Here is a 15,580-nt window from a genome sequence, read left to right as displayed (position 1 = left end):
ATGACCGTCAACGCCTGCAACCTCCAGTTCCTCTACCAGGGCCGTTCACCCAACTCCGGCGGCGACTACGGCCTCCTGCCCTACCGCCCCGGACTACTCACCCTGCAACGCTGACCGCGCGCAGGTCCGGCTAGGGCACAGCCGGCGCGGGCGGGTCCGGTGCATACCGGACCCGCCCATCCCACACCCACCCCCACCACCAGGAGGTATCGACAGTGCGAGGACATGCGCCCCCTCCCCCGCCCTCGGGGATCACTGACGCTCACCGAGCGTCCCCCGGCGTTCGGGGACGGCTGTTCACGCTCGCCACCGCCGGACTCGCCGCCGCCGTCGGCTTGCTCACCATCACCATGGCGACCGGCTCGGCGTCGGCCGCCGACAACCCGTACCAGCGGGGTCCGGACCCCACCCGGAACAGCGTCGCGGCCGAGAACGGCCCCTTCGCCAACACGTCGGTCAGCGTCCCGTCCGGGAACGGCTTCAACGGCGGTCGGATCTACTACCCGACCGACACCAGTCAGGGCACCTTCGGTGCCATCGCGATCTCGCCGGGATACACCGCGCTGTTCTCCGCCGAACTGGCGTGGATGGGACCGTGGCTGGCCTCGCACGGTTTCGTGGTGATCGGCATCGAGACCAACAGCCGCAACGACTTCGACACGGCGCGCGGCACCCAGTTGCTCGCCGCTCTGGACTACCTGACGCAGCAGAGCACGGTCCGCAACCGGGTCGACCCGAACCGGCTGGCCGTCGCGGGTCACTCGATGGGCGGCGGCGGGGCGCTGAGCGCCGCGATGCGACGCCCGTCGCTGAAGGCGGTGGCCGGCATCACGCCGTACTCGCCGTCGTCGAACCTGGCCAACGACCGGGTGCCCACGATGATCATCTCCGGACAGGCGGACACGGTGGTCACCCCGTCGTACGCGCTCGGTCTGTACAACAGCATTCCGGCCACGACGGAGAGCGTCTACCTGGAGGTCGCCGGTGGCGACCACGGATTCATGGTCGGCCGGTCGAACCCGGTGCTGATCCGGACCATGCTGCCGTTCCTGAAGACGTTCGTCGACAACGACGCCCGGTACACCCAGTTCCTCTGCCCGCTGGTGGACAACAGCGGGGTGGTCACCTACCGCAACACGTGCCCGTTGTTGCCGCCGCCGACCGGTACGCCGACGCCGACCCCCACCACGCCCGGGCCGACGACGCCGCCGCCCACCACGCCGCCGCCCGGCTCCGCCAGCGAGATCGTCGGTACGCAGTCCGGCCGGTGCGTCGACGTCCCCAACTCGTCACGCACCAACGGCACCCGCGTCCAGCTCTACGACTGCAACCGGCAGACCAACCAGACCTGGACCTACAACACCAGCACCAAGCAACTCCGCGTCTACGGCGACATGTGCCTCGACGCCGCCGGCACCGGCAACAGCGCCGCCGTCCAGATCTACGCCTGCCACAGCCAGACCAACCAGCAATGGAACATCAACACCAACGGCACCATCAGCGGCGTCCAATCCGGCCGCTGCCTCGACGCCTGGAACACCACCAACGGCGCCCAGATCCAGCTCTACGACTGCCACGGACAGACCAACCAGCAGTTCCGCCTCGCGGCCAGATGATCATGACCGGCCCGGTCGGTACGCAGGTCTCCAAGCTGCGCAGCCGGGTCCTACACGTCTGAGCGCCAGATGAAACGGGCGGGCTCGATCATGTCGAGCCCGCCCGTTGCCGCGTACGTCCGACTGCGGGCTCCGTAGGCTTGGGCTGGTGACATCTGTGCGGGAACGGATCAGGGCGGTTCTCGCCGGGGCGGTCGACTACGAGGCGGGGCTGGACGCGCTCACCGTCACACCGTCGGTCGACGTCGACCCGGCGCTGGTGGCGGCGAGGGACGAGGCGTTCGCGCGGCTGTGGCGGGGCGGATGGCAGCCGGCCGAGCTGCACCGGGTGGTCGCGCGGCGGGGCCTGCCGCGCCAGGCCGACCTGGTGACCGACGCGGTCGCCGCGTACCTGCGACGGTTTCCCCGGACCACGGTCGACCGGCGGTGGCTGGCGCAGGCGGACGCCCTCGGGGCGCAGGTCTGGTGGGCGGACGACGCCAGGTATGTCGACGCGCTCGTGGCCCGCTGGCGGCTCGACCGGGTGGCCGTACTCGATCTGGTGTTGGGCCTGCTCGCCATCCTGGTCGTGCTCCCGCCGATCGAGGTACTCGTCCCGCCGCCCGGGTCCGCCGCCGCACCCGTCGCCGGGCCGGGATCGTCCCGGATCGACACCCGGCTGCTGGACCGGGTACGCGCCCTGCTGGCCAAGGCGGAGTCGACGACCTTTCCGGCCGAGGCGCAGGCGTACACCGCCAAGGCGCAGGAACTGGTCACCCGGCACAGCCTGGACGAGGCGCTGCTGGCAGCGCGGAGCGGTGACGCGTCACCGGTGGTGCCGTACGCGCGCCGGATCGGCGTGGACCACCCGCACGACGGGGAGAAGGCGTCCCTGCTGGCCGCCGTCGCCAAGGCGAACCGCTGCCACACGGTCTGGTCGCCGGAACTGGCGTTCAGCACCGTCTTCGGGTTCGACACCGACATCGACGCGGTGGACCTGCTCTACACCTCGCTGCTGGTGCAGGCGCACCAGGCGATGGCACGGACCGAGCCGCCGGGCGGTAAGGCCGGTCGGAGCCGGCTGAAGGCGTACCGTCAGTCGTTCCTGGTGGCTTTCGCCGACCGGATCGACGAACGGCTGACCGCCGCGGCGCAGGTCGCGTTGGCGCAGGTCAGCGATCGGCGAGACGGAAACGACGCGAGCGACCTGCTTCCGGTGCTCGCCGCGCGGGACGAGCAGATCCGCGAGACCATGCGGCGGGTCTTCCCGGACACGGTCCGGTCCCGGGCCATCCGGGTGGACAGCCGCGACGGTTGGGAGTCCGGTCGGCAGGCCGCTGACCGCGCCTCCCTGCCGTCCGACACCAGGCGGTGACGGGATGTCCCGCCCGTCCGAGCCCACCGCACCCCGTTGGCACAGCAGGTGCAGGTTCCTGGCCCACACGCGTCGGTCGACCGCGGGCGGTTCTGGCGACAGGACGACCGTCCGCACCGGGTCACGGCGCGGACGGTCGCCTCGCGATCAGCTCCCGAAGGTGCCGATGTAGAGCAGGCGGTTGGGTGAGCCGGCTCCGGGGTTGACGACGACGTTCGGGGTAGCGGCGGCGACGATCGCCGCGTTCACGGTCGCCGGCGACGCCGACGGGTTGTTCCGCAGGTAGATCGCGGCGGCGCCGGCCACATGCGGGGCGGCGAACGAGGTGCCGCTACCGGTGTACGTGGCGGTGTTGCTGGTCCGCCACGCGGCGGTGATCGACACACCCGGGGCGAACAGGTCCAGCGCGGTGCCGTAGTTGGACCAGGTCGGCCGGGTGTCGGTGCGGTCGGTGGCCCCGACGGTCAGCGCCTCGGTGACCCGGGCCGGTGAGGTGCCGGTGGCCGGTACACCGGAGTTGCCCGCGGCGATGGCGTAGGTGATGCCCGCGTTGATGGATCGCCGGACCGCAGCGTCGAGGGTGGTGCTGGCGCCACCGCCGAGGCTCAGGTTGGCCACCGCCGGCCGGGTCGCATTCGCGGTAACCCAGTCGACACCGGCGATGACACCGGCCGTGGTGCCGGAACCGCTGTTGTTGAGCACCCGGACCCCGACGACGGTGGCGTTCTTGGCCACCCCGTAGGCGCTCCCGGCGGCGACCGAGGCGACGAAGGTGCCGTGCCCGTTACCGTCGTCGGTGTTGTAGTCGTTGTCGACTGCGTCGTAGCCGTGCACCGCCCGGCCGCCGAAGTCCTGGTGGCTGATCCGGACTCCGGTGTCGACCACGAAGATCCGCACCCCGTTGCTCGGACCGTAGGTGAACGACTGGTTCAGCGGCAGGTTCCGCTGGTCGATGCGGTCGAGACCCCAGGACGGCGGATTCGGCTGGGTCGCCAGCGCCTGTACCCGCTGGTTCTGCTCGACGTAGGCGACGGTCGGGTCGGCCGCCAGCCGACGGGCGGCCCGCTCGGTGAGGGTGGCGGAGTAGCCGTTGACCGTCCGCCCGTAGAGCCGGTCGACCTGGCCACCGCCGTACCGGGTGGTGACACGCTCCGCGCCGGCACGGGTGAGCTGCTGCCCGTCCTTGAGTACGACGATGTAGCTGCCCGCGACGGCGGTCGGCAGGTCGGCGCCGAGAATGGTGCCGGTGACCGGCGTGGCCGCCGCCGGGTTGACCCCGGCCGTGGCGAGTAGTGCACCCGCGAGCGTGGCGGCGCCCAGAATACCGAGCCGGCGGCGGGTGGCGAGGTGGGTGAGCCTCACGTGGCTGCTCCTTCCTGGGCCGGCCGTGGCAGCGGCCGGCGCATGCCGCACACAGTCCAATTTGGACGACGGTGCGCGGTATCCCTTGTGATGCACCGGGTTCGGTGCGACACCCAGGCTAGGGAAGGATGAGCCATCGATGGTTGCGGTTGCTTTAGGCTTCTGTTGCCGGCTTGCTCCAGCCGTAACGAAACGACCTGTGACAGGTCAGGTCGCCCGGCCGGCGGAGACGGTCGTCTGGTTGCCGGCCATGAGACGTCCCGGCGCATCGCGGTCAGGGGCGGCCGGGGTGGCCGCATCGCCGGGGTGGTGCGGCGTCCAGGGCGGCTCACGCAGCGCAGGACAGTGTTCGGCGGTCGGGTGGTTCGCGATGTCGATCATGCGGTCGAGGGCGTCGCGGGCGGCGGCGAGGTCGGCCATGGCGGCAGTGATCCGGTCACGTTCGACGGCCAGCAGCGCGAACGCCTCGCGCGATCCGTGTCCGGCGTCGACGTAGGGCATCAGCTGCAGGATGGTCCGGCTGGGCACACCGGCGGCGAAGAACTGTTGGATCAACCGGACCCGTTCGACGGCTGATTCGGGATAGGTGCGCTGGCCCCTGGGGCTCCGCTCCGACGTGAGCAGACCCTGCTCCTCGTAGTACCGCAGCGCTCGCGTACTCACGCCGGAGCGCCGCGCGACGTCACCGATCCGCATCCACGTCCTCCTTCGGCTTCGCAATCCGACTTGCCCTTGACGTCAACGTCAGCTTTTACCGTAGTCGACGTCGGGCCGGACACGGTCCCACCCCATCCCGAGATGACCAGGCAGGGAGCACGGAACCCATGAACATCGCCGACCAGATCGCCCTCGTCACCGGATCCAACCGTGGAATCGGCCGCCAGTTCGTGCTCGAGTTGCTCGAACGCGGAGCGCGCAGGGTGTACGCGACGGCCCGTCGCCCCGAGAGCCTCGGCTTCGCCGACAGCCGCGTGGTGCCGCTGCGACTCGACCTGCTCGACCACGAGTCCGTCGTCGCCGCCGCAGCGGCCGCGCGTGACGTCACGCTTCTCGTCAACAACGCCGGCATCGCGACCGGCGCCCCGCTCGTCACCGGTGAGATCGCCGAGGTCCGCCGCGAGATGGACACGCACTTCTGGGGCACCCTCGACGTGATCCGCGAGTTCACCCCCGTACTCGCCGCGAACGGCGGTGGCGCGATCGTGAACGTGCTCTCGGCACTGTCGTGGTTCGCCGGCCCGGGTACCGGCGCGTACTCCGCCGCCAAGGCCGCCGAGTGGAACATGACGAACGGTGTACGCCTCGAACTGGCCGCCCAGGGCACTCTGGTCCAGGGCGTACTCCTCGGTGCCGCCGACACGGACATCACGGCCGACTACGACGGACCCAAGATCGACCCTCGTGACGTCCCGCGTCGATCGCTCGACGGGCTGGCCGCCGGGTCGATCGAGGTGATCGTCGACGACTGGACCGCGATGGTGAAGGCGTCCCTCGCCGACGACCCGGCCCCGTTCTACACGCGGGTCACCGAGATGCTGGGCGCCAGCTGAGCTACCCGGCCCACCTCACGGAACAAGGATCGTCTTGCCCCGGATGCGTCCGGCCTCGGCGTCGCGGTGCACCGAGGCCAGGTCGGCGAGAGGACGCGACGCAGCGATGTCGAGACGGACGGCCCCGGCGTCGACCAGGGCGACGAGGGCGCCGAGGTGACGGGTGTCGTTGCGGGCCACGAAGCGTACTGCCCTCACCGCCGACCCGGCGGGTGCCGTCAGCGCGCCGGCGGCGGACACGACGACGCCTCCTGGGCGCACCAGCGACATCAGTGCCGCGGCGTGCCCGGCACCGACCACGACGACGTTGACGATCACGTCGACCGGGGCATCGAGCGCGTCGCCGAGGGGCGTGTTCGTGTAGTCGACGATCTCGTCGGCTCCGAGGTGACGGACCACTGCGGTACTGCGCGGGCTGGCCGTGGCGATGACGTGGGCACCGACGTGCTTGGCGAGCTGGACCACGAACCCGCCGACGCCACCGCCCGCTCCGTTGACCAGTACCCGTTGCCCTGGAGTGATGCCCGCGTGCGCGAACACCGCCTGCCAGGCCGTGACACCGGCGATGGGGATGGCGGCGGCGTGCGGGAGGGGAACGGTGGTGGGCGCCGCCACGACGGTGTCGGCAGCGGCGGTGACGAACTCGGCCGCGGCACCGCCCGTGTCGAGCCGTCCGACGACCCGGTCGCCCACGGCGAGGGTGTCCACACCGTCGCCGAGCTCGACGATCGTGCCGGCGACATCCCCGCCGAGGGTGTACGGCAGATCCAGCGGGAAGACGGCACGCAGCAGTCCCCGGCGCAGCCCGATGTCGGACGGATTGAACGAGGTCGCGGCGACCGTGATCAGCACCTCGTTCCGGCCCGGCGTCGGGCGCGGCACGTCCTCCTCCCGGATGACCGAGGCATCGCCGTACTGGTGGATTCGCATGGCTCTCACCACTCGAACCTATGGCGGCACCCGAAGACGATCCATGCTCTGTAGTCCCCCATTCATACTCGATCGTCCTCGCGGCGATATCCTGGCCCCGATGGACGTACTCAGCGACGTGATCACGGTCATGCGAGCCGGCCGGCCGCGCTCCGCGCGGATCGCGTGGAACGCCCCGTGGGCGCAGCGGTTCGCACCCGTACCCGGCTCCGCCGGTTTCCAGATCGTCCTCCAGGGGCCGTGCTGGCTCATCGCACCGGACACCGACCCGGTGCCGCTTGCCGCCGGGGACATCGTGTTCCGGCCGCACGGTCCGGGCCACACGCTGGCCGACAGCCCGACGACCTCACCCACCGCGCCCGCCTGCGACCCGAACGACCCTGGCCTGTCGCGCTACGTCTCGGACGTCGGCGACGCCGCTGCCACAGTTACCCTGTGCGGCGCGTACGAACTCGATCCGGTCCATACGCATCCGCTGCTCGACGACCTGCCCGCGCTCATTCACCTGCCCGCGCACCTCGGGCGACACCCGGAGCTACGCGCCACCGTGGACCTGCTCGCCAGCGAACTGGAACGGCCCCGCCTCGGCACCGACGCCATCATCCCGGCACTGCTCGACACCCTGCTGCTGCACATTTTGCGTGCCTGGCTCGACCGCACCCCGTCCTCGCCGACCGTGGCAACGGGCTGGGCGGCCGCACTCAACGATCCGGCCACCGCCGCCGCACTACGGGCCATCCACAGCGACCCCGCCCGGCCGTGGACCGTCGCGGCACTCGCCGCCGAGGTGGGGCTGTCCCGAGCACCGTTCGCGCGCCGTTTCACCGCGCTGCTCGGCCAGCCGCCGATGACCTACCTGACCTGGTGGCGGATGACCACCGCCGCCCGGCTCCTCCACCAGTCCGACACCCCGCTGAGCGGCATCTCGGGACGAGTCGGCTACACGTCGGAGTTCGCGTTCGCCGCCGCTTTCAAACGCCGGTACGGCACCTCCCCCGGCAGATACCGACGGCGGTGACGGCGCCCCCTCAGACCCGGTCGTTCGTCGCCACCCCGGCCGCTCCCGGAAAGCGTTGCACAAACGCGCGGTGCACCGGGGTGTCCGGGAGGCCGTCGCGGATGGCGAACAGCACGTGGTCGAACCGGTCGACGACCCGCAGCGCGTCGGCGAACGCGTCGGCCACCGTCGCGGGGTCGTTGCGGAACACTCCGCACCCCCACGCGCCCAACACCAGCGTCCGATGCCCGTGCGCCGCCGCGACCTCCAGTACCCGCCGGGCGCGTCGGGTCAGGACGGCCGGTACCTCCGCCGCGTGCTCGGGTTGGTTGCGGAGGACCGCGCCCAGGTTCGGCGCCGCAGCGGTCAGGAACGACGTCAGGTACGGCCGGTCGAGGAGGGTGCCCTTGTCGTCCCGGAAAACCGGAACCCCCGGCGAGTAGACGACCCGGTCGCTGTACCGCAGATCCCGCTGCGCACGATGGAACGCGTAGAAGTCCGGCGCCGCGAGCAGACACGGGTACAGCGCCGACGAGCGGGCGATGCTCTCCTCCTGTGCCTTCGCCCCGCCCAGGAAGCCGCCTCCCGGGTTCTTCGCCGAGGCGAACACCAGACAGGCCGCCCCGGCCCCCAGCCGGGAGGCCGCCTGCAACGTCGACTCGTGCGTCACCTCCACCCGGCCGGCACCGGGCTCCGCGTTCTCCGCCTGGAGCACATCGTCCGGCAGGTGGTGACGAGTACCGGCGACGGCGGCCCGCACCGCGTCGCCGATGACGACCTCGTCACCGGAGCCGTTGCGGTAGTGACCGGACTCGGCGACCGCCACGGTCTGCCGGGCGATCTCACGAAGGCGGGCGCTCACCGGCGCGCCCGGTGAGTCGGAAGGTAGGGTGCCTGCACAGCCAGCAGGCTAGGCAGACCGCGCACCTGCCGACAACCGGTTTCCACCCCACACCGTGGGTGCCGACCGGCTGAGTCGCCCGCCGTGAACACGCCCGACCGCCGACCGCTACCCGGGTGAGGGAACCGACGCGAGACGGGTGAGGAACTGCTGAATCCGGTCGGTGCCGGGCTGGTGGCACATCCCCTGGAACACCAACCGGGTGGTGGGACGCCGGTCACCGCACGGTGGGAGCGGATCCGATCGTGACCACGCGCGCCCACTCCGGCGTCGATTTCGGGCGGTGGTCCGGGTCGTTCTCGTCCCACCCGACGGCGCGGTCGAACCGCCCGACGACGGTACGGCAGGGCGGCCGCGAGTCCGGCCACGGCGTCTGCCCGTCGGTCAGCGCCACGATGGCGTCCGGGCGTGGACTCTGTCGAAGCGCGCGGACGAAGCCGGTACGCAGGTCCGTACCCCCTCCGCCCACCAGCGGGATGTCCTCGGCCCGGCACATCGCACGAACCACCTGTGCCGCCGCGTCACAGGGCAGCACGGTGACCAGGTCGCGGCGGCCGCCCACGGCCCGGACGATCGCGGCGACCTCGAGCAGCGCACTGCCCAGTTCGGCGTCGCTGACCGAGCCGGAGGTATCGACGATGACGCAGACCCGTGGGGGCCGGCGCCGCAGCGCCGGCATGACGACACCCGGCAAGCCGGCGGAGCGCCGCGAGGGCCGCCCGTAGGTGTAGTCCTCGCCCACTCCCGCTGCGGAGACCGCCGAGCGGACCGCCGCCCCCAACAGGTCCCGCCACGGTTGTGGTGGATGGAATGCCTGCTCCGCCCACCGCCGCCAGCCCCGGGGAGAGTTTCCCGGTCGGCCGGTGATGCCCTCGGCCACCCGGAATCGCACGGCGTCGCACTCCTGCGCACTGAGCGCGGGTGCGCCGTCCGGTCCGAGATCCCACTCCCGATGCCGTCCGTCGGCGCCGCTGCCGCAGTCCAGCCAGGCCCAGTCCCGGGTACGCGGCCCGAGACGGAACTGTCGCAGGTAGTCCTCCATCAACTGCCCCTCGGGCAGCAGCAGTCGGCTCGGCTCGACCGCACCTTCGGGGCGGGCCAGCCCGTCGCCGAAGACGTCGTCGTTGATCTCGCAGTCCGCGGCGATGTTGATCCGCAGCCGCTCCCCCGCCCCCGTCAGCCCGTGGGCGTGGGCCACCCGGTCGCCGCGTCCATGGTGGTCACGCAGCAGGTGCGACACCTCGTGCACCCAGACGCCGGCGAGTTCCTCGACGGATGTCCGGTCCACGAAGGCGGGCGAGACGTAGCACCGCCAGCGCGGGTCCACCGCCATCGTCGGCACCCGCCGCGATTCGACCACGTGCAGGGCGAACAGCGCCGTCGCCAGGTAGGGCCGGACCCGGACGGCGTGCAGCCGGGCGGTGAACAACTTCTCCCGGTCCAGCGTCCCGGCGGTCACCGGCCGAGCCCTGCGGCGGCCGCGACCCGGGCCGCCGCCTGGTCGGCACGCCGGGACAGGGACACCACGCCGACGAGCCGGTCCATCGAGGCGGGTACGTCCCAGTCTTCCTGGCGCAGCCGGGCGAGGGTGGAAGCAGGTACGACCACCAGGTCCGGGGCGCCGTTCTCCAGCGCCCGGACCAGCAGCTCCCAGGCGGCGTCCCAGCGGGACCGCTCCGGACGCCGCCGCACCGCCTCCACCACGGCGTCCAGGACGACCTGGCACAGGTCGCCGCGCTGCGGCAGGACGGCAGCGGTCGGGTCGGCGAGCAGCGACTCGGGATCCGGCAGGTCCATCCGGTCCAGGCTGGCCAGGAGTTCCAGGCCCGGGCCGTCGCCCACGGCACCTCGGACCAGCATCGACAGGACGTCCCGGGAGGCGTCGGCCGCCGTGGCGAAGGCGACCAGGCGCAGAGCCATCTCCCAGCTCCGGGGCGACGGCCACGGACCACCACGACCGGCTTCGTTCGTCGGTAGTCGGTGGACGAGTGCCGGGCGGGTCGACAGAAGTCCGCACACCGCACGACGGGCGACGGTGACGGCCTCCGACAGCCGCTGCGGATCGAGCCGGGGCACCGCCGCCAGGGGCCACGTTCCGCCCAGTCCACGGACGACGACCTGCTGGTCATGAGCCCACTGCAGGTGGACGAAACGGTTGGCCAGCGGTGCGCTCAGTTCCCAGCCGTCGGCGGCCGAGGACCGGGGATTGGCGGCGGCCACGATCCGGACCTCGGCCGGCAGGTGCAGGCTGCCGATCCGCCGTTCCAGCACGAGACGCAGCAGGGCGGCCTGCACGGCCGGCGGTGCGGTGGACAGTTCGTCCAGGAACAGCAGTCCGCGACCGCTGCGCACCAGCCGCACGGCCCAGTCCGGCGGTGCCATCGGGACGCCCTGGTTCGCCGGGTCGTCGCCGACGACCGGTAGGCCCGAGAAGTCGGACGGCTCGTGGACGCTGGCGATCACCGTGGTGAGCGGCAGGTCCAGTGCCGCAGCAAGCTGCGTCAGCGCGGCGGTCTTACCGATTCCCGGGTCACCCCAGAGCAGCACCGGCAGGTCGGCGGCCACCGCCAGGGTCAGTGCCTCCAACTGAGGATCGCTGCGGGTCTCGGTGGTGGTGTCGCGCAACAGCGCGATCAGGTCGGCGGCGACGTCGAGTTGTGCCGTGGGAACGGGCGCCACAGAGGTACGAACGGGCAGCATGTGAGATCACCTTGGGGTCGTGAAGGGCCAGCCTGAAGCCGGATGAAGGGGGCGTTCCCGCTGGTCAGCGGGCGATCGTGTGACGTGGGTGGGAGCGGTGGCCGCGCTTGGGCCGCCAGTCCCGGTCGCAGGTGGCAGGTCCGTGTCCGCTCAGCCCGGCTCGGAACAGCCCGTACGTGATCCGGCGCAGTGCGGCGTTGTCCAGTTCCTGCCGTAGTTTTCCGTCGGGCAGGAGCGCGTCCGGCCCCAGCAGCGCCTCGACGGCAGCCAGCGCACCGGCGAAGTCGCCGTGATCCAGGCGTGCGCGGATGTCGGGAAGGGACTCCGGTCGGCGATGTGCCTCGTCGATCGCCTGGAGGCACGGCAGTGGGGTGCCGGTCAGCGCGACCAGCAACTCCTCCCGGTGGACTTCCGCCGGGTCGTGGTCGAGTGGTGTGAGCACACCGTTCACCAGACCGATGCGGTGCCCGGCGCCCCGACATGCCACCAGACGTGGTGACGCCTTCGGGTCCGGGGACGCCGGGGCGCCTACCGTGGGGTGATGGGGCGCGAGCGCGGCGGCCACCAGCGGGTGCAGGCGGTCGGCCTCGATCAGCCCGAGGTGCAGCAACTCCAGGTCGGGTGTCATCCAGGTCGCCGCATGGGGCAGCACCGGCAGCCCGGCGACACGACCGGCCCGTGGTGCTCCGACGATGTGTGCCGTGGGTGTTCGCCGGTCCGTTCCGGTGGATTCGACGTCCAACAGCAGGCGGCGTCGGGGGCTAAGGCGTACCGTCACGGCACCGCTGGCGCCGCGTTCGGCCTGGAGCAGCAGAGTTGCTTCGGTCGCCCACCGGTGCACCGCGTAGCCGCGTTGCCGCAACGCCGCCCATGTGGGGTCAGGGCACGCATCGGCGGTCACCTGTGGGGCGCCCGACCGGGTCCGTAGCTCGTCGGCGCGACGTGCGTCCCACAGGTGACGGTGCAGGTCGAGGCGGAACCGACGGTCGGGTTGCGGATGAGAGCGGTCGCGGCCGGCACGGGACCCGGCCCACAGTGCCAGACTGATCCGCTGGTCCGCGTCCGCCCAGGCCGGTGGCGTCCGGGCGACGAGGTGCACCGGCTCGGCGTCGTCATGGTCCGCCGGACCGTACCGCGCCAGCGAGACGGTCAGGCCCGGACGCAGCAGCCCGTCAGGGGCGATCCTCGGCATGTGCCAGCGCAACAGGTCAGGCGCGAGATGCCGGAGATCGGTCCGTAACCGGGCGGCCAGGTCACGGCCGTGACGGCGGACGACGGCCCGGAGGTCCAGGTCGACATCGACTCGGGCGGCGGCGCATGCGCCGGCCCAGTCGCCGACGACACGACGAGCGGTCGCAGTTTCGATCATGGAGGGCGGAACGGCGTACTCGCGTACGCGCCGCCAGAGGGAGAGGCGGGAATCCGCATTCGCGGCCGGGGAGTGCATCAGCACTCACCTTGCACGAATGGAACCCCCAATCTGCGAGGAGTATTCATCGCGGCGGATCATAGCGCCACGCCAGGACTCACGCCAAGGCCCCGAGGTCGACACATCGCTCATGCCGCGCCGGCCAGGAGCAGAGCCAGCACCTGCCCGAGCAGGTTGTTGGTGACGTGCACCGCGACGGCGGGCCAGATGGAGCCGCTGCGGCGAAACACTTCGGCGGCGACCAGGCCGACGACCAGGGCGGTCACGAAGACGAGGTTCAGGCCGTGCATCAGCGCGAAGATCAATGAGCTGCCGACGACACCGACGACCGCGCCGTAGCGCAGCAGCGCCGTGGTGACGATCCCGCGAAACAGGAACTCCTCGCCGATGGGCGTCAGGACCGCCAGGAACAGGAACGACAGGATCAGCGTGAGGATCCCGCCACCGGCCGCGTCGAGATACGGCTGCTGGATGTTCTCGGCAGGTCCGGTGAGGTAGTAGACCGCGGCGGCGACGATCCGGGAGACGACCAGGGCGACCAGGCCACCCGCCACCCCGATCAGCAGCCAGCGGCCGGTCGTCGGACGGACACCGAGGTCGCTCCAGTTCGTGGAGCGGATGCGCGCGGCGGCGGCGAACGCGATGAGACCGGCGACACCCGAGAGGGCGGCCAGAATAAGGCCGGACGTGACCGGGCTCAGCCCGTCCGCGGCTCCGGTCCGGTCGAGGGCGATGGGGAGTCCGTAGCCGACCAGCGCCATGACGGCCAGCCCGACGAGGATCTCCGGCCAACCCGGCCGCTTCGTCTGCACCACCGTGTCCACCGCCATCGCGAGCCTCCACTGTGTATCTGGACCGAGTCGAGGCAGATAGTTGCCTTTCTTGTCCTATCCCAAACCGAACGATTCGGACCTTGTCGAGTGTGCCGTCGAGCAACGTGCTGCGGGCGGGACCGTACGGCGGCCATGGTGGACAGTAGGCTTCGATTCGGGGCGATCGGCCGTGAACTTCGATCGACTCGCGGGCGTAGTAGGCAGCGGATTCCATGACGAGGAGGGTCGCTGTGCAGGTGACGTCTGGCGCCGACGCCATCCGTCGGATCGGCAACCTGGCCGCGTCCCTTTCCAGGCGCCTCGTTGCCCGCTACCGCCGGCTGGACGTGCGACTGCGTCGGGCGGTCGCGATCACGGCAGTGCTCGCCATGCTCGGGGTCTCCGCCGTGGCGGCCAGCATCGGCACCGCCACCGCCGAGCCGGCCGTCCTGGTCGGCAAGGACGTGCCGGCCGACCAGGCGACGGCGATCGTCGCCGCGGCACTGTCGTGCCCCGCGCTCACCCCGGCGCGCCTCGCCGGTCAGGTGATGGCGGCGTCGGGTTTCGAGGCCAACCAGCGCTCCGCCGCCGGAGGGGCCGGCGTGGCCGCCCTCACCGAGGCGACGTGGCAGCGGTGGGCCCCGTGGCCGCAGGCGCCCCGGCTGGACGCCGCCGCCAACATCCTGGCCCTCGCCCGGCACATGTGTGACCTCGTCGGCCAGCTGCGGCACGCCGGTGTCAGCGGCGATCCGTGGCGGTTGGCGCTGGCCGCGTACCACTCCGGTGCCGACGCGGTCCGCGCGGCCGGTGGGGTGCCGGCGTCCGCCGAGGACTATGTCGCGACGGTCGCCGCCTATGCCGAGGGCTACGCCGGGCGGTCGGACCTGGCGGTGACCGTCGAGCCGACTCCGCCGCCGCGTCCGGTCGAGGCCGCGCCGACGCCGGGTACCGCGCCCCGACCGGTACCCGCCGCCTACCTCGACCTGGTGCTGGCCGCCGGGAAGGTCTGCGCGACGGTGACCCCGGCCCGGGTGGCAGCGCAGCTGATGGCGTCGTCGGGCTTCAACCCCAATCTGCTCGGCCCCAACGGCGGGCAGGGCATCGCGCAGTTCCTGCCGGCGATCTGGGCCCGGTACGCCGCACCGTCGGCCTCGCCGTGGGACCCGACCGTGGCGATCCCGACCCTGGGACGGGCGATGTGCAGCCTCTCCGGCGAACTGGCCGGCCTCGGGACGGACCCGTATCCGATCGCGTTGGCCGCCTACCACTGGGGCACGACGGTGGTGCAGCAGGCCGGTGGTGTGCCGGACGCGGCCGGACTCCGCGATTTCACCGGCATGGTGCTGGCATACGTCGAGCACTACACGCGGGATGCGCGGCTCGGTGCGCCCCCGGCCACGCCGACCGCTGGCCCGAGGTCGGGTGGCCCGTCGGCACCGCCGCTCGCCGACGCTCCCCCGCCCACCCCGCCGGCCGCACCGACGCCGGATCTGCCGACCCCGGCCCGGGCGACCCCGACGCGTACGACGCCGCCGCCGGCGACGACCGCGGCCAGCTACCCCGGACGTCCGATGATCGGTTGGGAGAACCGGTGCGTGGAGGTGCCGGGGGCCAGGTCGGTGGATGGTGCCCAGTTGCAGATGGCGCGGTGTGTCTCCGGCAACGTCGGCCAGAAGTGGTCGTTCAGCAAGGGCACGATGATGGCGCTCGGCAAGTGCATGGACCTGGCCTGGGCGGGCACCACCGACGGCACGGCGATCCAGCTCGCCGACTGCAACGGTGGCTGGGCCCAGCAGTTCCGGCTGACCAGTGCGGGCGACATCGTCAATCCGCACACCGACAAGTGCGTCGACATCCGGGACTGGGGCACCCGGCTGCAGTTGTGGACCTGCTCGGGTACGGCCAATCAGAAGTGGCGTCGGGGCTGAG

The 15,580-nt window shown here is 71.7% G+C and carries 13 protein-coding genes; 5 read left to right on the top strand and 8 right to left on the bottom strand.

Annotated features, from left to right (window positions below; all coding sequences use genetic code 11):
- Positions 1–350 precede the first annotated feature (350 nt).
- The gene (locus tag ABZ738_RS22895; RefSeq protein WP_254876803.1) at positions 351–1,616 is read left to right on the top strand and encodes a ricin-type beta-trefoil lectin domain protein; all 1,266 of its coding nucleotides are present in this window, start codon (positions 351–353) and stop codon (positions 1,614–1,616) included.
- 148 nt (positions 1,617–1,764) lie between these two features.
- Positions 1,765–2,970, top strand: a complete 1,206-nt coding sequence (locus tag ABZ738_RS22890; RefSeq protein ID WP_357216150.1) for a DUF2786 domain-containing protein — start codon at positions 1,765–1,767, stop codon at positions 2,968–2,970.
- Positions 2,971–3,117: 147 nt separating this feature from the next.
- Here the strand turns inward: ABZ738_RS22890 and ABZ738_RS22885 are convergent, their stop codons facing one another.
- A complete protein-coding gene (locus ABZ738_RS22885; RefSeq protein WP_357216147.1) occupies positions 3,118–4,332 on the bottom strand; it encodes a S8 family peptidase in 1,215 nt (404 codons plus the stop codon).
- 207 nt (positions 4,333–4,539) lie between these two features.
- Positions 4,540–5,028, bottom strand: a complete 489-nt coding sequence (locus ABZ738_RS22880; RefSeq protein ID WP_357216144.1) for a MerR family transcriptional regulator — start codon at positions 5,026–5,028, stop codon at positions 4,540–4,542.
- Positions 5,029–5,156: 128 nt separating this feature from the next.
- Here ABZ738_RS22880 and ABZ738_RS22875 point away from each other — a divergent pair, with 128 nt between their 5' ends.
- Positions 5,157–5,882: an SDR family oxidoreductase gene (locus ABZ738_RS22875; RefSeq protein ID WP_131053558.1), complete on the top strand. Its 726-nt coding sequence runs from the start codon at positions 5,157–5,159 to the stop codon at positions 5,880–5,882.
- A 15-nt stretch (positions 5,883–5,897) separates the two neighbouring features.
- Here the strand turns inward: ABZ738_RS22875 and ABZ738_RS22870 are convergent, their stop codons facing one another.
- The gene (locus ABZ738_RS22870) at positions 5,898–6,812 is read right to left on the bottom strand and encodes an NADP-dependent oxidoreductase (RefSeq protein WP_201272389.1); all 915 of its coding nucleotides are present in this window, start codon (positions 6,810–6,812) and stop codon (positions 5,898–5,900) included.
- A 100-nt stretch (positions 6,813–6,912) separates the two neighbouring features.
- Here ABZ738_RS22870 and ABZ738_RS22865 point away from each other — a divergent pair, with 100 nt between their 5' ends.
- Positions 6,913–7,830 carry an AraC family transcriptional regulator gene (locus ABZ738_RS22865; protein ID WP_357216139.1) on the top strand — a complete coding sequence of 306 codons (918 nt, stop codon included), beginning with the start codon at positions 6,913–6,915 and terminating at the stop codon, positions 7,828–7,830.
- A gap of 10 nt (positions 7,831–7,840) precedes the next feature.
- On the opposite strand, the gene ABZ738_RS22860 is transcribed toward ABZ738_RS22865, so the two are convergent.
- The 5 genes from ABZ738_RS22860 to ABZ738_RS22840 form a co-directional block, all read right to left on the bottom strand.
- Entirely contained in the window at positions 7,841–8,671 is an 831-nt protein-coding gene (locus ABZ738_RS22860; protein WP_357216136.1) for a TIGR02452 family protein, read from the bottom strand.
- 256 nt (positions 8,672–8,927) lie between these two features.
- Complete coding sequence (locus ABZ738_RS22855; RefSeq protein WP_357216133.1) at positions 8,928–10,169, bottom strand: VWA-like domain-containing protein; 1,242 nt, start codon at positions 10,167–10,169, stop codon at positions 8,928–8,930.
- A complete protein-coding gene (locus tag ABZ738_RS22850) occupies positions 10,166–11,410 on the bottom strand; it encodes an AAA family ATPase (protein ID WP_357216130.1) in 1,245 nt (414 codons plus the stop codon). The genes ABZ738_RS22855 and ABZ738_RS22850 overlap by 4 nt, the downstream gene beginning before the upstream one ends.
- A gap of 64 nt (positions 11,411–11,474) precedes the next feature.
- A complete protein-coding gene (locus ABZ738_RS22845) occupies positions 11,475–12,857 on the bottom strand; it encodes a hypothetical protein (protein WP_357216127.1) in 1,383 nt (460 codons plus the stop codon).
- A 110-nt stretch (positions 12,858–12,967) separates the two neighbouring features.
- Positions 12,968–13,669 carry a CPBP family intramembrane glutamic endopeptidase gene (locus tag ABZ738_RS22840; protein ID WP_357216124.1) on the bottom strand — a complete coding sequence of 234 codons (702 nt, stop codon included), beginning with the start codon at positions 13,667–13,669 and terminating at the stop codon, positions 12,968–12,970.
- Positions 13,670–13,902: 233 nt separating this feature from the next.
- Between ABZ738_RS22840 and ABZ738_RS22835 the strand changes: the two genes are divergently transcribed.
- A complete protein-coding gene (locus tag ABZ738_RS22835) occupies positions 13,903–15,579 on the top strand; it encodes a ricin-type beta-trefoil lectin domain protein (RefSeq protein ID WP_357216121.1) in 1,677 nt (558 codons plus the stop codon).
- Position 15,580: the final 1 nt, after the last annotated feature.

The organism is Micromonospora sp. NPDC047793 (assembly GCF_040642635.1).
Lineage (GTDB): Bacteria > Actinomycetota > Actinomycetes > Mycobacteriales > Micromonosporaceae > Micromonospora.
Note: the sequence above shows the minus strand (reverse complement) of the source record. Positions and strands in the feature narration are given on the sequence as shown.